This is a genomic window from Nocardia sp. NPDC127526 (assembly GCF_042672265.1).
Classification (GTDB): domain Bacteria; phylum Actinomycetota; class Actinomycetes; order Mycobacteriales; family Mycobacteriaceae; genus Nocardia.
On the sequence record NZ_JBHXVO010000011.1, the window covers coordinates 164,391 to 180,193 of the forward strand.

At 68.4% G+C, this 15,803-nt stretch carries 14 protein-coding genes; 2 read left to right on the forward strand and 12 right to left on the reverse strand.

Annotation, left to right across the window (positions count from 1 at the left end; all coding sequences use genetic code 11):
- Positions 1–9: 9 nt before the first annotated feature.
- The 5 genes from ACFVIV_RS20440 to ACFVIV_RS20460 form a co-directional block, all read right to left on the reverse strand.
- Complete coding sequence (locus ACFVIV_RS20440) at positions 10–498, reverse strand: hypothetical protein (RefSeq protein WP_379198477.1); 489 nt, start codon at positions 496–498, stop codon at positions 10–12.
- Positions 499–523: 25 nt separating this feature from the next.
- The gene (locus ACFVIV_RS20445) at positions 524–1,003 is read right to left on the reverse strand and encodes an SRPBCC family protein (protein WP_379198479.1); all 480 of its coding nucleotides are present in this window, start codon (positions 1,001–1,003) and stop codon (positions 524–526) included.
- 107 nt (positions 1,004–1,110) lie between these two features.
- Positions 1,111–2,589: an FGGY-family carbohydrate kinase gene (locus tag ACFVIV_RS20450; protein ID WP_379198481.1), complete on the reverse strand. Its 1,479-nt coding sequence runs from the start codon at positions 2,587–2,589 to the stop codon at positions 1,111–1,113.
- 1 nt (position 2,590) lies between these two features.
- Entirely contained in the window at positions 2,591–4,009 is a 1,419-nt protein-coding gene (locus tag ACFVIV_RS20455; RefSeq protein ID WP_379198483.1) for an L-fucose/L-arabinose isomerase family protein, read from the reverse strand.
- A gap of 89 nt (positions 4,010–4,098) precedes the next feature.
- The gene (locus tag ACFVIV_RS20460) at positions 4,099–4,950 is read right to left on the reverse strand and encodes a glycosyl hydrolase family 32 (protein ID WP_379198485.1); all 852 of its coding nucleotides are present in this window, start codon (positions 4,948–4,950) and stop codon (positions 4,099–4,101) included.
- 86 nt (positions 4,951–5,036) lie between these two features.
- Here ACFVIV_RS20460 and ACFVIV_RS20465 point away from each other — a divergent pair, with 86 nt between their 5' ends.
- Entirely contained in the window at positions 5,037–5,249 is a 213-nt protein-coding gene (locus tag ACFVIV_RS20465) for a hypothetical protein (RefSeq protein WP_379198487.1), read from the forward strand.
- A gap of 13 nt (positions 5,250–5,262) precedes the next feature.
- Here the strand turns inward: ACFVIV_RS20465 and ACFVIV_RS20470 are convergent, their stop codons facing one another.
- Positions 5,263–6,411 carry a serine hydrolase domain-containing protein gene (locus ACFVIV_RS20470; RefSeq protein WP_379198489.1) on the reverse strand — a complete coding sequence of 383 codons (1,149 nt, stop codon included), beginning with the start codon at positions 6,409–6,411 and terminating at the stop codon, positions 5,263–5,265.
- A 75-nt stretch (positions 6,412–6,486) separates the two neighbouring features.
- Positions 6,487–9,510, reverse strand: a complete 3,024-nt coding sequence (locus tag ACFVIV_RS20475) for an alpha-mannosidase (RefSeq protein ID WP_379198491.1) — start codon at positions 9,508–9,510, stop codon at positions 6,487–6,489.
- 205 nt (positions 9,511–9,715) lie between these two features.
- Here ACFVIV_RS20475 and ACFVIV_RS20480 point away from each other — a divergent pair, with 205 nt between their 5' ends.
- Positions 9,716–9,886 (forward strand): hypothetical protein, encoded by a 171-nt coding sequence (locus ACFVIV_RS20480; RefSeq protein WP_379198493.1) that lies wholly within the window; start codon positions 9,716–9,718, stop codon positions 9,884–9,886.
- On the opposite strand, the gene xylB is transcribed toward ACFVIV_RS20480, so the two are convergent.
- The 5 genes from xylB to ACFVIV_RS20505 all read right to left on the reverse strand — a co-directional run bounded on the left by xylB (position 9,877) and on the right by ACFVIV_RS20505 (position 15,674).
- The gene (gene xylB / locus ACFVIV_RS20485) at positions 9,877–11,265 is read right to left on the reverse strand and encodes a xylulokinase (RefSeq protein ID WP_379198495.1); all 1,389 of its coding nucleotides are present in this window, start codon (positions 11,263–11,265) and stop codon (positions 9,877–9,879) included. The genes ACFVIV_RS20480 and xylB overlap by 10 nt on opposite strands.
- A 14-nt stretch (positions 11,266–11,279) precedes the next feature.
- Positions 11,280–12,287, reverse strand: a complete 1,008-nt coding sequence (locus ACFVIV_RS20490; RefSeq protein ID WP_379198497.1) for a zinc-dependent alcohol dehydrogenase family protein — start codon at positions 12,285–12,287, stop codon at positions 11,280–11,282.
- Between the two features lie 81 nt (positions 12,288–12,368).
- On the reverse strand, positions 12,369–13,385 hold the full coding sequence (locus ACFVIV_RS20495) for a glycoside hydrolase family 172 protein (RefSeq protein ID WP_379198499.1): 1,017 nt from the start codon (positions 13,383–13,385) through the stop codon (positions 12,369–12,371).
- 114 nt (positions 13,386–13,499) lie between these two features.
- A complete protein-coding gene (locus ACFVIV_RS20500) occupies positions 13,500–14,435 on the reverse strand; it encodes a tyrosine-protein phosphatase (RefSeq protein WP_379198501.1) in 936 nt (311 codons plus the stop codon).
- Positions 14,436–14,759: 324 nt separating this feature from the next.
- The gene (locus tag ACFVIV_RS20505; protein ID WP_379198503.1) at positions 14,760–15,674 is read right to left on the reverse strand and encodes a tyrosine-protein phosphatase; all 915 of its coding nucleotides are present in this window, start codon (positions 15,672–15,674) and stop codon (positions 14,760–14,762) included.
- Positions 15,675–15,803 lie beyond the last annotated feature (129 nt).

A 15,803-nucleotide genomic window follows, 5' to 3' on the forward strand; every position in this document is an offset into this window, starting at 1 on the left:
TCAGCGCTGTTATCGCATGACGCCCATGCGGAGCAGGAAGCGGGCGTAAGGATCGGGGCGGTGGGGAGTGCGGACCGTCCCGGTGAGTTCGCGTTCGACGCGGTCCAGGAGAGACTCCAGGCAGTCATTGTGGAGCGAGCGGATCATCAAGGGCCACATGAGTTTCGCCGGGCCGCCCAAACGCATGACGGTGATGTGGCTGAGTTTGGTGGTTTCGTCGCCCAGGGGTTCGATGGTGAATTCGTGGAAGCCCTCGCCGACGCCCGGCTCGAATCGGAAGCGGACCCAGCGGCCGGGCTGGTGGCCGACCACGGTGTAGTGCCCGCCGCCGTGTGAGCCGTGGGTTCCGATGGCGATCGGGCCGTCCAGGGCCAGGACCGGCCAGGGCGCGCCGGGCCAGATGCGGTCGTGCTCGCCGCTGCCGAAGGTTTCGACGATATCGGCGACCTTGTCGGCGGCGGCCGGGAGGATGCGGGAGTGGATATTGAGAATGGCCATGGCACAGGACCTTTCGGAGCCGGGTTCAGCGGACGAGGGTGCGGAGGAAGCGGACGTAGGGGCTCCAGTGCGCGGGTTCGCGAACGGAGCCGGTGAGTTCGCGTTCGGCGCGGTCGAAGGCGTCCTCGAGGCAGGCGTCGTGCATCCAGCGGTACGCCAGCGCCCATTGCAACCGGCCGCCGACCGAAGGGTCGATGGTCAGCAGATGGCGCAGCTCGACGCCCTCGTCGGCGGGTTCGATGGTGAATTCGTGGAATCCGTTCCAGCCGCCCGGGGCGTCGAAACGGAAGCGCACCCACCGCCCGGGCTGGTAGCCGACGACCGTGTAGTGGATCGGCCCGTGGCCACCGGTCGCGCCGACGCCGAGCGGGCGGTCGAACCGCATGGGCGGCCACAGGCCGACGGGCCAGATCCGGTCCGCGGGGCTCGCCAGCGCATCGAGCAGCGCACCGGCCTCCGCCTCGGAGACGGGCAGCGTGCGGGTGTGAATGTTGAGGACAGCCATATCGCAACACCCTTCATCTGAAATATTCCTTCTAATTGAATTAGAGCAAACATTCCACATGATCGGGAGGGTGGGCTCGGCCACACCCGTCGTGCGAGAGAGAGGCGTCAGCCGCGGGCGGCGCGATGCTGTTCGGCGGCGAGGAAGTGCGCTGTGGCGCGAGTGGACTCGTAAAGGTCGCGGTAGTGGCGGTAGTACGTGTCGTAGTGGGCGGTGCCCGCCGGATCCGGTTCGACGGTGTCGACGATCGGATTCCAGGAACCGGTGTCGATCCCGAGGGCCTCGGCGGCCAGCAGCGCATCACCGAGGGCCGCGCCGATGGTGTCGGCGGGCAGCTGCTGCGGCAGTCCGGTGATATCGGAGACGATGCGCGTCCACAGACCGCCCCGGGTGCCGCCGCCGACGGCCACCAGGCGGCGCGCCGAACCGCCGGCGGCGGACATGGCCTCGAGATTGTGGCGGACGCCGAAACCGATGCCTTCCAGTACGGCCCGGTAGATGTCGGCGCGCCGGTGGGAGAGGGTCAGTCCGGCGATCACGCCCCGCGCGTCCGGATCGAACAGCGGCGTGCGTTCCCCCGCGAAGTAGGGGAGGACCAGCAGGCCGCGGCTACCGGCCGGAACCCGCGCGGCCTCGTCCACCAGGTCGGTGAAATCGCTGCCGGTCAGGCCCCGCAGCCAGTCGGTGACCGCGCCGGAGGTGGCCATCCCGGCGGCGGAAGTATAAGTGCCGGACCAGGTTCCGCAGGTCGTCCACAGTCCCGGATGCGGGCGGGGCGCGGAGAGCACCTGGGTGAGGAACAGGGTGGTGCCGTACATGATCATGGTGTCACCGGGCGCGCGGACGCCGACGCCCGCGGCCTCGGCCCAGGCGTCGATGGTCCCGGTGGTCACCGGCAGGCCCGCCGGCAGGCCGGTGGCGGCGGCCGCGAACGGCGTCACCCGGCCCACAATCTCGGTGGGCCAGGCCAATTCGGGCAGTTCCAGGCCGGGGGCGACGGACGCGGCCCAATCCGCCGCCCAGTCGCGGGCCATGAGGTCGTACATGGGCACGCACTGACTCGCGGATTGATGGTCGAGCACGTAGCGCCCCGTGAGCCGGTGCACCAGAAACGAACTGGCCATCAGCAGCATGCGGGTCTCTTTCCACACCTCCGGCTCGTTGCGGACCAGCCAGCGCAGCTTCGGCCCGACCGCCTGGCTGGTGAGCGGCGATCCCGCGCGCTCCAGCACCGTCGCCGCGCCCAATTCCGCTTCCAGCTCGGAGATTTCGAGCCCGGCGCGGGTGTCGACCCCGTAGAGGATGGCGGGCCGCAGCGGCCGCCCCTCGGCATCGGCGGGCAGCAGGCACGGACCGATACCGCTGACCGCCAGCGCCTCGATGGGTTCGTCGTCGACCGCCGCCACGAGCTCCCGGGCGATGGCCGCGAAATCCGCCCACCACACCGACTCCGCATCGTGTTCCACCCATCCGGGCCGCGGCGTCGAGACGCGGTGCGGCCGTTCGGCTCTCAGCTCGACCATGCCGTCGCGGCCGACCAGGACCCCCTTGGATCCGGAGGTGCCGATATCGATGCCGAGCAGCATGTCAGCTCGCCCTGCTGAACTCGTCGAGGGTGACGCCCAGCAGTTCGCACGCGGTGCGCACGGTGGCGCGGTGATCACCCGGGACGGCGTGAATGTGGTTGGCGCCGAACCGCGACAGGAAGTCCCCGGCCTCGGCGTCCAGTCTGGCGAAGGCGTGCGGCCACTCCCGGGTGGACTGCTTCATGAGCGCCTCATTGGTCGCCTCGTCGTAGGTCTCGAAATCGCCGAGCATCACCTGCATCCGGTAGGCGCCGTCCTTGCGGGTGAGTCTGGCGAGGGTCATCTGCCCGGGCGCGGCGAGATGATGCACGGACGCGCCGCCGGCCGGGAAGAAGAACACCTCCGGATACAGGTGCACGCGCGCGAGATTGTCGGCGGGATCGTCGCTGCGCGCCGCGTACCAGGTGGCGTGCTGCCCGGAATTGCACAGATCCCAGATATCGCGATCGGCGTGATAGTGCCGCACATCCGCGAAAAGCACCGGCGTCCCGGCGATCTGCTTGAGCAGCTGCATGGTGAGCGCGCCGTCCATATCTGCCTCGGTGGCGCACACGTGCGGGTGTTTGGGCCCGTTCCAGTCGTAGGGATCATTGAGGAACGCCTCGGCGATATCCATGGTCGCGAAGTACTGGGTCAGCTCCGGCTGGCCCTTGATGCCGGAGAAGTCCAGATGCCATTCCGCGATCAGGTCACGCATGGCCAGATATGACCGAATCTGGCGTTCCAGCAGTTCCGGTGTGAGCTTGCGCCCGTCGTAGTGCACCCCGCCCGCATACCGCTCCAGCCACTCCCGCGCGCCCTTGGCCTCCCCGCCGTCGGCGAGCTCGGCGCGGCGCACGATCTCCCACTGATCGATCTCCTCCACATCGATCCCGAACGATCGCTGCCATTGATCGGTATTGGCCACCGCGGTGTTCATCCCCATCGGCCGGCCGCCGATCCGCCCGAAAGTGCTGCCGCGCAGGCTTTCCACCGCCGCCGCGGCCCGCGCCCGGACGCCGATGGCCGCGATCAGCTCCGGGTCCGAGGGATCGCCCCACAGCCGTGCGTGCGCCCGCCCGATCTGATCCAGCGCCCCGCCCGCCGCCAGCATCCCCACCATGCCCGGCTGCACCGGATCGATATTCGACAGCAGGAGCAGCGGGCCGCGCAAGGCTCCCGCGGCCAGCATGGTGAAGTGCGGGAACGCCCACACCGCGTAGTGCAGCACGGTCAGGTCCACCCCCGCCGCCTGCACCTGCCGCGCCACGGCGACCGCCTGTTCATTGCTGCCCACCGGCTCCTCCCCGCGCACCACGGTGTGGCCCGCCGCGGTCAACTCGGCGACCAGCCGATCCTCCACGGTCCGAATGAATCCGACGATTCCCCCGTGCACATAGTCGCGGCCGTCGGAAATGCTGATCACGCCGATACGTGCCATGGCTTTCCTCCCCGCAATGGGTGGATTCTCGACTCCCTTTCAGAATCCCAGTCCCGTGCGCGCGCCACGGTCGAATCCGGAAGAATCGATCAGTGCGGGAAGATCAACGGGGCCAGGCCGACTCCGCCCTGCGCCCAGCCCGCCGAGGTGACCCACCGCCGGTCGCCGTCGCTGATGATCTCGGCGGCATGCGCGGGAACATGACCCGCGAGATCGGCCGGGCGAAAGTGAAAAGGGTCTGTACTGCGGAAGATCTCGGTACCGACGTAATCCGGCCGCGGGCCGATGAACAAATACCAGTGGTCGTCGTGGCGCAGCACGAACGGTGACTCGGTATTGCCCGCCTCGGTGCCGCGCGACGGATCGGTATAAGCGATGCCGCGCTCGCTCCAGTGCACGAGATCCCGGCTCGTGCGATAGGCGACGACGTGATTGCCGCCCTCGGGGGTGCTGGTCGCGCAGTAGTACATGACCCATTCGCCGCCGATGCGCGTCACCATGGGGTCGCGCGCGTCGTAGCCGTCCCGGAACAGCGGGCCTTCCGGCCACCGGGTCCACCGGAACAGGTCCGTGGATGTCGCGAGGTTCATTCCCGTCGCGGTGCGGTCGATTCCGCCGCCGTCGTAGAACATGAAATACCGCTCGCCGTCGCGCACCACGAACGGCGCCCACAAATGTGTTTCGCCGTAGTCGGGATCCACCGTGAGCGCGGTCGCGTGTTTGGTCCACGGCCCGTGCAGGTGCTCCGCGCTGGCGTGCGCGAATTCCGTCTCGTCGAAGGGATCCGCCGGCTCCGCATGCGTGATGCCGAAAAGATGCCAGCGCCCGCTCGCATCCCGCACCACGGTGTGATCATTGATGTACCAGGGCTCCCCGTCGGTCTCGCTCGGATCGTAGATCCGCCGAAACGTCCCCGCCCCCAGTCGCTCCCGCCGCATCATCGGATCGCCTCCGCAACTCACCGGTACGCCACTTCACACGCAAACTTCGCCGTAACGATCATTGTCGCCGGTGACGAGGTTCCGGTATGGCTACTGATAGATCCGATACCCCATCGTGCCCCACCTGCGGAAGAACCCCGAAGCCCATTGTCTACGGCCTCCCCGCCCGGATCGCCGCCGCCCGCGCCGACCGCGGCGAGATCGTGCTGGGCGGATGCTGCATCGGCCCCGGCTCCCCGAAGTGGGCCTGCACCTCGTGCGGCGCCCGCTTCGGCGACATCTACCCGGAAATGGTGTGAGGCTCGGCGATGATCACCCTACTGCGGATGTTCGGTCACACAGTGCGTGGGTGAGCAGGGCGCCGATATCCCTGGCGGTGGGGGATCCGGAGTAGGTGACGGTGACCGCTCGGCCGGTGGCGGTGGCGCCGGAGATGGTGGTGAAGCCGTGGATGTTTCCGACGTGGCCGACATACTGTGCGCCGCACGGTAGTTGGGTGTATCCGGCGCCGAGCCCGTAGGACATGCCGTCGCCGCGGCCCATGTCGACGCCGTCCAGCATTTGAGGCAGGAGGCGCTGCGGCACCACCTGTCCGGCCAGTAGCGCTGTGTAGAAACGATTGAGATCGGCGCCGGTGCTGACCAGTGCGCCCGAGGTCCACGACAGGGACGGTTCGATGCGGGTCCCGTCGGTGGCGGTGCCGTCGACGGTGGTGTACCCGTTCGGATGCGGGTCGCGCAGACCGGTTTCGCCGGTCGCCGGCAGATAGGTGTCCGACAAGCCCAGCGGGTGCAGGATGCGGTCGCGCAGCTCCTCGGGGTAGGCGCGCCCGGTGACGGCTTCGATCAGCATCCCGGCGACGATGTAGTTGGTGTTGGTGTACTTGAACCGGGCGCCGGGGGCGAACTGCGCGGGATACCGCAGGGCGAGGGCGATCTCCTGCGCGGGTGTAAAGGTGCGGCCGTCCTTCGCCGCCTCGAACTCGTCGGTCTCCGGAGACTTGGCGGGCGCGGGCAATCCGCTGCGATGCCCGAGGATCTGGCGGACGGTGATGGCGTGCCCGTCCACGCCGTCGCCGATGAGCAGCCCCGGCAAGTAGGTGTCGATCGATCGGTCGAGGTCGATCCGGTTTTCGGCCGCCAGTTGCAGCACGATCGCGGCGGTGAAGGTCTTGGTGATGCTCCCGGCCCGGACGTACTGGGGCGGATCGGTGGGAATCGGTGTCCCGGAGGCGATATCGGCGAGGCCGGAGGTCACCACGGTGGTGGCGTCCTGGTCGGTGAGCGTGGCGAGGGCTCCGACAGCGCCCGCGCGGATCAGCGCGTCGAGATCACCGCGCACCGCATTTCCGCGAGCGACCAGGTCCGGCGGTACGGAGACCGACGTCGATGAGCCGGTCGTGCAGGCGGCGAGGAACACCGCGGCAATGCAGGTCAGCAGAACTAGGGCCCGTTTACGCATGGCCCGACGCTAGAAACCCAAGGCCCGCAAGCACATCGGCCCGTGGTACCGCGGCATGCCCTACTGGAGTACTGATCAGCTGGTCTCGGGGGACCGGGTGAAGCGCAGGGTCATGAGCTGGAACGGGCGCAGCCGTAGTCGGACTCCCGCTGGTTCCTGGAGGGCGGAATCACCGGGCGGCAGGGGGCGTTCCAGGAGGTCGCAGACGGTGAATCCGGTGGCGTCGAAGCCGGGACTCACCAGTGCGGTCGCCCGACCACCGTGGGCTTCGTAGACGCGGAGCACGACATCCCCGCTGCCATCGTCCGCCAGCTTGACGGCACTGGTCACCACCGCGTCGTTGTCGATGGTGAACAGGGGATCGACGGACTCGGCCACGCCGGGTGCGGAAGGGATGAGGTTGATGCGGTAGCCCTCGCGGACGGCGTCGCCGATCGAGGCGCCCGGGGTCAGTGAATGGCGGAAATAGTGTGAGCCATGGTCGGTTTCGGGATCGGGGAAGCGCGGGGCGCGCAACAGGGAGGCGCGCAGCGTGGTCGTGGTGCCCCCGTCGGGGCGAACGGTGCGGGTGACATCGTGGCCGTAGGTGGAGTCATTGGCGATGGCCACGCCCCAGCCCGGCTCGGCCACATGGACGAAGCGATGGTTGCAGGCTTCGAATTTGGCGTATTCCCAGCTGGTATTGATGTGGGTGGGCCGGTAGAGGTGGCCGAACTGGGTTTCGGAGGCGTAGCGGTCGGCGTGAATGTCCAGGGGGAAGGCCAGTTTGAGGAATTTCTCGGTTTCGTACCAGTCGATGCTGGTGTCGATCTCGATGCCGCGGGCGCCGGTGCGCAGCACGATGGTCTGCTCGACCTTCGAGGAGCCGAACGAGCGGCCTGTGCGCACGATCGCGGCATCCGGTGAATCCGTGTCGGCGGCAACGAAGTCCGCGTCGGTGAGATCGGTGACGCGGTTCCGGTAGAAGAGGTCCACATCCCAGGCGTCCCAGGAGTTGGGCAGGTCCTGGTGCAGCTGAAGCAGATTGGCGGGGGAGTCCGGGGGGAGGGTTTCGCGCCGGTGCTCGTGGTCGAAGACCGAGACCAGCAGGCCGCGCGCGTCGATTTCGACCCGGAGCAGGCCGTTGTCGAGGATGAAGCCGCCTGCCGGGCGCTCGGCCACCGAGCACCGGTGCACCGGGTCGACCGGCGCGGCCGCACCGGCCCGGACACCTCGCCAGGTGTGCGGGGTCGGGTTGAAGACATTGGGGCCCACGCGTTCACCGCCGAGGATCCATTGAGCCTGCTCGATGAGCGCTCCCAATTCCTCGGCCACCCTCGCGTAGGTCTGCTCGGCTTCCCGGTGCACCCAGGCGATCGACGAACCCGGCAGGATGTCGTGGAACTGATGCAGCAGCACCGTCTTCCAGAGCCGGTCCAGAGCCTCGTACGGGTAGTCGGCGTTCTTGCGCACCGTGGCCGTGGCAGCCCACAGCTCGGCCTCGCGCAGCAGATGCTCGCTGCGCCGGTTGCCCTGTTTGGTCTTCGCCTGACTGGTCAGCGTGGCACGGTGCAGCTCCAGATACAGCTCGCCCACCCACACCGGCGGATTCTCGTACTCGGCCGCGGCCCTGGCGAAGAAGTCGGCGGGCTTGTCCCACAGCACTTTCGGCGAGCCTTCGAGGTTCCGCATCCGGGCGGCCTTGGCGACCATCTCCCGGGTCGTCCCGCCGCCGCCGTCGCCGAAACCGGTGGGCGCGAGCGACATCGAGGCGCGGCCCTTGTCCTTGAAATTCCGTGCGGCATGCGCGATCTCGCGGCCGTGCATGGTGCAGTTGTAGGTGTCGACCGGCGGGAAGTGGGTGAAGATCCGGGTGCCGTCGATGCCCTCCCACAGGAAGGTGTGATGCGGGAACTGGTTGATCTGACTCCAGGAGATCTTCTGCGTCAGCAGCCATTCGGAACCGGCGGCCTTGATGATCTGCGGCAGCCCGGCGGCGAAGCCGAAGGTGTCGGGCAGCCAGGCCTCCCGATTCTCGATCCCGAACTCCTCCAGGAAGAATCGCTTGCCGTGCACGAACTGCCGCGCCATGGCCTCGGAGCCCGGCATATTCGTATCCGACTCGACCCACATGCCGCCGGCCGGCACGAACCGCCCCTCCGCCACCGCCTGTTTGACCCTCGCGTACACCTCGGGCCGATGCTGCTTGATGAAGTCGTATTGCGCCGCTTGCGACATGGCGAAGACGAACTCGGGATCGGCCTCGAGCAATGCGGTCATATTCGCCGTGGTGCGCGCGACCTTGCGCACCGTCTCGCGCAGCGGCCACAGCCACGCCGAGTCGATGTGCGCGTGCCCGACCGCCGAGATCCGGTGCGCGGACGGCACCGCCGGCGCGGCCAGCACCTCGACCAGGCAGGCCCGCGCCGCCGCGGCGCTGCCGTTCACGTCCTGGAGGTCGACGGCGTCGAGCGCCCGCTCGAGGGCGCGCACGATGTTGTAGCGCCGGGCCGGATCGTCGGGCATCTCGTGCATGAGCTCGCCGAGCACCTCGAGATCCTGCACCAGCTGCCAGACCTCGTCGTCGAACACCGCCAGGTCCATCCGGCCCAGGCGATACTGCGGCTCGTGCCCGGCGGTGGACTTCTCCCCGAGCCCGGTCGGCGCGAAGAACGGAATGACCGGGTTCGCGGCCGCCTCGACGTGCAACAGCACGTGCTCGCCGCCCGCCACCGGCGACCCGATCCGCACCCACTGACTGCGCGGATGCAACCCCTTGACCGGCGACCCGTCCGGCCGGTAAACCAGCCCCTCGCACTGGAATCCGGTCATATTCCGGTCGAACCCGAGATCGATGATCGCCTCGACGGTCTTCCCCGCCCACTCGGCGGGCACCGTCCCCTCCACCGTGAGCCAGCTCGTCCCCCACGGCGCACCCCACCGCGCCCCGGATTCGACCGCCGTCCGCGGCGCGGCCAGCCCCTCGGCCACCGGCACCGGTTCATCGGGCGCGTCCCAGATGGACACCCGCAGCGGCACCGACTCCGGATAGATCGCCGGAACGATCCGATCGAGCACCCGCCCGAAGCGGTCCTCCAGCAATCGGCGGTCATCGTGCATATCGGGCTCCCATCGGACCGGCCACGTGATCAGCGGATTCACCACCATTCTGCGTCAGAACTGCGGATATTCCGGTCAACAGCGTGTCAGGCGGCGGTCTCGATCAGGCAGAGAATCCACGCGGGTGCAGCCTGTCGCCGGGCGTTAACCATCTCGCCACGAACGAGAATCGGACAGAACGGCTCCGGGGTGGTATTAATTCGCGGTGGCATGGACTTTGCGGCTGAGCGCGGATGAAGAGGCTGCGCTGAGCGCGCAGGCGATGGTGGAGGGCAGATCGAAACAGGAGATCGCCCGCGACGCCATCCGGACCTATCTGCACCGGCACGCCACCTGGGACGAGTACCTCTCCGAGACGCCGGTCGTCTACGGGTAGTAGCGGTCCCGGATATCGGCGTAGCGGCGGCGGATCGCATCGCCGATACCGGGTGCCAGGGAATGGAATTCGGTCACCGCGGGGGCGGGCCAGCGCGGCGGGCGGGGGCCGCCGCGCAGCGCCCAGGCGGCCTGGCGGGCCGCGCCCAGGGCCACGTATTCGCTCGGATGCGGGACCGCGACCGTGCGGCCGAAGATGGTCGCCGCGGCATGGGCGATGAGGCGGGACTTGGACGCGCCGCCGATGATCAGGATCCGGTGCGGCGTGGTGGGCAGCCGGTCGAAGGCTTCGGCGATATTGCAGAGCATGCCCTCGATGGCGGCGCGGGCCAGATGGTGCGGGCGCATGGTGTGCGGGCGCAGGCCGTGAATGCTGCCGGTGGCGTGCGGCAGATTCGGCGTGCGCTCACCGGCCAGATAGGGCAGGACGGTGAGACCGTCCGCGCCGGCGGGGGATTGGGCCGCCAGGACCTCGAGGCCGGAGACGTCGGTGCCCAGCAGGGCGGCGGTGGAATCCAGCACCCGGGCCGCGTTGAGGGTGCACACCAGGGGCAGGAACGCCCCGGTGGCGTCGGCGAAGCCATTGACCGCGCCGGAGGGGTCGGCGCTGGGGCGCGGGGACCGGGTGAACACCGTGCCGCTGGTGCCGAGGGACACCACCACATCCCCGTCCTCGATGCCCAGACCGAGTGCGGCGGCGGCATTGTCACCGGTGCCGGCGGCCACCACGCGCCCGCCCGGGGTATGCCCGGCCACCTCCGCCGGGTTCAGTACCCGGGGCAGCGCGGGGGTGCGGCCGCGGAAGGCCAGCGACAGCAGGTCGGTGCGGTAGCGCCCCGCGGCGGGGGACCAGTAGCCGGTGCCGGAGGCATCGCCGCGGTCGGTGGTGGGGACGGTGTCCGGGTCGCCGCCGCGCAGCTGCCAGGTCAGGTAGTCGTGCGGCAGCAGCACCTGGGAGGTGCGGTCGGCGAGTTCGGGTTCGTGATCGGCGAACCAGCGTAGTTTGGCCACGGTGTGGGCGGCCAGGGGCACGCTGCCGACCGCGTCGGCCCAGGCTTGCGGGCCGCCCAGCTCCGACACCAATTGCGTGGCGGCTTCGGCGGATCGGGTGTCGTTCCACAGCAGCGCGTCGCGCACCGGATGGCCGGCGGCATCGAGCACCACCAGCCCGTGCTGCTGCCCGGCGACGGCTATGGCCTCCACATCGCGCATCATCCGGTCGCAGGCGGCGCGCAGCGCGTCCCACCAGGTGGCGGGCGGTACCTCCGTCCCGTCCGGGTGTGGAATCTGCCGCTGCCGCAGCACCGTTCCGGTGTCGGCATCGCAGACCACGATCTTGCAGGACTGTGTGGACGAGTCCACTCCGGCAACGACCGTCATTGGCCCCTACCCGTCTATCGTGCCCCTCGGTGCGGGTGCAGTTGGATTTTGCGTCCGGCGCCGCCGCGGAAGGTCCGCAGGGCGTCGGCGAATTCATCGAGCGAGAAGTCGTGGGTGATCATGGTTTCCGCGTCGATGACGCCCTCGCCCATGAGGTCCACGGCCCGTCCGAAACTGTGCAGCACCGCCATCGATCCGATGATGGTGATCTCGTCGTTGTAGATGCGGAACGGCGAGATCGCCGCCCGCGCCGCCGCGGGTGCGACGCCGAACTGCTGATAGGTGCCGCCGCGCCGCACCCGGGAAAGCCCGTCCTCCACAGCGGGAATCGCCCCGCTGCATTCGATGACGATCTCCCAGCCCTCGGGCCGATCCAGCTCGTCGGCGGTGACGGACGCGGCGTCCGCGCCGAGGGTGCGCGCCACCGCCAGCCGATTCGCATTGGTGTCCACCATCGACACCGACGCGGCCCCGGCGGCAATGGCCAACTGCAGCATGAGCAACCCCATGGTGCCCGCGCCGTAGATCAGGTAGTGCGCGCCGAGTCGCCGTGGCAGCACATCGAATCCGTGCACCGCGCACGACAGCGGTTCCACCAGGGCGCCGTGCGCGGCCGGTAGATGCCCGGGCAGCCGATAGCAGTTGGCGGCGGGCACTTTCACGTATTCGGCCATGGCGCCGTCCACGGTGTCGCCGATGGCGCCCCAGTTCTCGCACAGATTGCCGCGCCCGATGGCGCAGTAATGGCAGCGCCCGCAGAACAGCGACGGATCCACCGCCACCCGATCACCGATCCGCACGCCCGCCGCCTCCGCGCCGAGCGCGACGACTTCCCCGGCGAATTCGTGCCCCGGCACGATCGGATAGGGCGTGGGCGGGAATTCGCCCGCCACGATATGGATATCGGTCCCGCAAATGCCGACCGCGTCGACCCGAATCACCGCCTCGCCCGGACCGGGCGCGGGATCCGGCACCGTTTCGACCGAGAACTGTCCAGGCTTCTCGACGAGCAACGCGCGCATACAAATACCATGCACCCCAGCGGTCCTCGCCCGGTGCGTTTTACGCAATAGCAATCACCCGTATAGGGGGATGTCACTCCATTAGGGGGAGTGCGGGACCGATTGATACCACAGGGCGGTCGTCGAGACATGCGCGTGCTCGAGCGGCAGGTAGTGACCGTCATCGCGCCAACCCAGCGCTTGGACGGTGGCGCGCAGCGAGTGCTCGAAACAGATCGGATCGGGAATATGCCACCGGTACATTCCGAAGCGCTGCTGCGGTTCGTAGATGCGATCGCGGGGTTGCACCTGCACCAGGCCCAGATATGGGGTGGAGTAGGGCAGTTGGATGCCGTCGAGATCGAAATTCCAGGCGCCGCCGAAATAGTCCTCGGTACCGGTGCCGCAGATGGTCGGGAATTCGGTGTCGTCGTCCAGATAGAACTTCAGCTCGCCTTCGCCCCACCAGCCGGGCGCGCGCGGTTCGATGGCCAAATAGGTGCCGGCGTAGCGGCCCGGGCCGCCGGTCACCTCGATGATCGGATGGACCGCGGGAGCGCCGAGGGGATCGCTGCAGCGCCACTGTGCGTGTAGATAACCGGACGAATCCGGCAGATCCTCCTCGAGGTAGGTGATCTGGTAGTAGACCGGCGCGGTGCGCTCGGCCCCGTTGTGCAGGGTGATGAGGGCATGGCTGTGGAACGGCATGGGCCAGTAGCTGTTCAGCCCGCCCGCCGGTGCGACCACGATCATCTGGGAGTTGACCAGGGCCAGATGCGGCCAGCCATTGCAGAAGAAGTCGCCGAGCGGTACCGCGACGGCGGGGTCGGGCGCACCGTCCCAGAACATCTGGAGCGTGAAGTCGCGCAGTAGCGCGCGGTCGGTGGTGAGCCAGATGTGGCGGATGACGCCCGGGCCGGAAATATCGGCGAGAGTGACGGTTTCACCCGGCGCGAGATCGATCGAGGGCGAGACCTTCCAGCCGCGGCCCAGCCCCGCCGCCGCGAAAGCACCTGTGCCGGAGATGGCGCGTCCGCCCCCGCCGGGCGCTCCGGTGGGGTTCTCCGCGCTGACGGAGCGGGTGCGCCGCCCGTCGAGCTGCCAGATCTCCTGCACCATGGGAATTTTCGCATGTAAAACGGACGCCTGTCCCGGACATGGGGCGGACAAGCGAATGCCGACGCCGTCCGGTAGACAGCGTCGGCATTCTGATCTAGCAGCGGTCGCCGAAGCTCAGTTGGTGCCGGGCAGGCCGGGCCGCTGGATCAGCTTGTCGCGCAAGGTGTCGATGGTCGCGCGGTCGATGCCCAGGCCGTCGGAGATGAAGCGTTCCATCGAGCCGTAGGACATGGCCGCCTGGCCGAACGACGCCTGCAGGAACTCGCGCTGCACGCCCAGCAGCGGCTCGAACAGCGAGCGGTCCTTGATCAGGCCCTGCTTCTCCAATGCGTCGAGGGTGGCCTTGTTACTGGCCGCCAGGCGGTCGTTGGACTCCAGGAAGTTGTCGAAGATGGTGAACTGATCGGTACCGAGGATGTTCATGAGGATGGCGGTCATCCAGCCGGTGCGGTCCTTGCCGGCGGTGCAGTGGTAGAGCACCGGGCCGGAGGCACTGGCGATCTCGCGCAGGGCGGTGCCGAACTGGTCGCGCATGGTGGCGTCGGTGACGAACAGCTTGTAGTAGTCCTTCATGATCTGGGCGGCCTTGCCATTGCCCAGCATGTCCTGCTGCTTGTCGTGGCCGCCGGTGATGATGCCGCCGATGAAGGTGTAGAAGTCGTTGTTCGGGTCGTAGACCGGGAGCAACTGGGTCGGGATCGAGGCGGGCACCTTGTTGGGATTGGCGGCGCGCTCGGTGGGGCTGCGGAAGTCGATGATCTTGGTGACGCCGTAGGTGATCAGCTTCTGCTGATCGGCGTCGGTGAGCTTGTCCAGGGCGTCGGTGCGGTAGACCAGGCCGTTCTTGATGGTGCCGGCGAAGGCGGCCACGCCGCCGATATCGCGGGCATTGGGGGCGCGGGTGAGGCTGAAATCGCCGTCGGCCGGGGCCTGGGGGAGGATCGAGATGGCCGGGGCCGCCGCCGCGGGGGTGAGGGTGGCGGGAAAGACGGCGATGAGCGCGGCGGCCACGCCGGTGAGGGTGCCGCGTACAGCGCGCGAAATCGTCACTAGGGGTGTTCCTTTCAACATCGGACCGGACCAAGGGCATCCGGGCCGGGTTCGCGCATCGGCAGGCGGCTGCGGTTTCGGGTCGGTTATGGGTGAGACCTCGCCTGCGTGATGCCGTTCACACACTGGCAGGGGGGAATCGCGGGGACGGGGGTAGTCCCGGTGGCTGAGACGGGGTTGTCGGTCAGCAGGACGGGTGGCGAGAACCGCTGGTGTGGAGGGGATTTCGGGCTGGACTTGATGGCTTCCGCGACCGGATCGGCTCCGGGCATGCGAAGGGCCGGCGCCTCCCCACGGGGCGCCGGCCCTTCGGAAATCGGGTGGTTACTTGCCGACCAGCTTGGAGCGCAGGGTCTCGACGGTGGCGGCGTCGATGCCCAGGCCGGTGGACAGGAAGTCGTCGAACGAGCCGAAGGTCTGGGTCGCCTGGTCGAAGGCGGCGTCGAGGAAGTCTTCGGAGACGCCCAGGACCGGCTCGAACAGCGACGGGTCGGTAACTCGGCCGCTCGCGACGAGGCCGTCGAGGGTGCGCTGGTTGCTGGCGGCGAGGTTCTCGTTGGATTCGAGGAAGCTCTTGTAGATCTGGCCCTTCGGGACGTTGAGGGTCTGCATGAGGATGGCGGTCATCCAGCCGGTGCGGTCCTTGCCTGCGGTGCAGTGGTAGAGGACAGGGCCGGGGGCGGTGGCGATTTCGCGCAGGGCGGTGGTGAACTGGGCGCGGGCGGTGGGGTCGGTGACCATCCAGCGGTAGTAGTTGCGCATGTATTCGGCGGCTTTGCCGTCGCCTAGCATCTGCTGCTGGTAGTCGGGGCCGCCTTGGACGACTTTGCCGAAGAAGACGTAGAAGTCGTTGGCGGGGTCGTAGACGGGGAGGGACTGCAGGGGGATGGAGGCGGGGAGTTTGTCGGGGTTCTGGCCGGTTTCGGTGGGGCTGCGGAAGTCGATGACCTTGGTGATGCCTGCGGTTAGGAGGGATTGCTGTTCGGTTTCGGAGAGTTTGCTCAGGGCGTCGGCGCGGAAGATCAGGCCGGGCTTGATTTTTCCGTTGCCGCCCTGGGTGGGGACGCCGCCGATGTCGCGGGCGTTGGGGGCGGTGGGGAGGTTGAGGGTGACTGTTTTGGGGGATTGCAGGGCTGGGGTGGGAGTGGCTGCTACGGGAGCCACGGTGGCGGGGAAGACGGCTATGAGTGCGGCGGCTACACCGGTTAAGGTGCCGCGGAGGGCGCGCGAAAACGTCATGGGTGTTCCTTTCGATACGGGCGGGAGTGGGGGTTTCCCGTCCGGGCATGTGGGGGCTGTGTTTGATTTGTGGGGGACACCCCCACACCCCCGGGGGGGGACACCCCCGCACCCCCGCAGGGGCTAGCC

Bases quoted from the DNA above. Each gene is read 5' to 3' on its own strand.
- ACFVIV_RS20440 (WP_379198477.1), bottom strand. From the start codon at position 498: ATGGCCATTCTCAATATCCACTCCCGCATCCTCCCGGCCGCCGCCGAC.
- ACFVIV_RS20450 (WP_379198481.1), bottom strand. From the start codon at position 2,589: ATGCTGCTCGGCATCGATATCGGCACCTCCGGATCCAAGGGGGTCCTG.
- ACFVIV_RS20445 (WP_379198479.1), bottom strand. From the start codon at position 1,003: ATGGCTGTCCTCAACATTCACACCCGCACGCTGCCCGTCTCCGAGGCG.
- ACFVIV_RS20475 (WP_379198491.1), bottom strand. From the start codon at position 9,510: ATGCACGATGACCGCCGATTGCTGGAGGACCGCTTCGGGCGGGTGCTC.
- ACFVIV_RS20465 (WP_379198487.1), top strand. From the start codon at position 5,037: ATGGCTACTGATAGATCCGATACCCCATCGTGCCCCACCTGCGGAAGA.
- xylB (WP_379198495.1), bottom strand. From the start codon at position 11,265: ATGACGGTCGTTGCCGGAGTGGACTCGTCCACACAGTCCTGCAAGATC.
- ACFVIV_RS20490 (WP_379198497.1), bottom strand. From the start codon at position 12,287: ATGCGCGCGTTGCTCGTCGAGAAGCCTGGACAGTTCTCGGTCGAAACG.
- ACFVIV_RS20460 (WP_379198485.1), bottom strand. From the start codon at position 4,950: ATGATGCGGCGGGAGCGACTGGGGGCGGGGACGTTTCGGCGGATCTAC.
- ACFVIV_RS20495 (WP_379198499.1), bottom strand. From the start codon at position 13,385: ATGGTGCAGGAGATCTGGCAGCTCGACGGGCGGCGCACCCGCTCCGTC.
- ACFVIV_RS20455 (WP_379198483.1), bottom strand. From the start codon at position 4,009: ATGGCACGTATCGGCGTGATCAGCATTTCCGACGGCCGCGACTATGTG.
- ACFVIV_RS20470 (WP_379198489.1), bottom strand. From the start codon at position 6,411: ATGCGTAAACGGGCCCTAGTTCTGCTGACCTGCATTGCCGCGGTGTTC.
- ACFVIV_RS20505 (WP_379198503.1), bottom strand. From the start codon at position 15,674: ATGACGTTTTCGCGCGCCCTCCGCGGCACCTTAACCGGTGTAGCCGCC.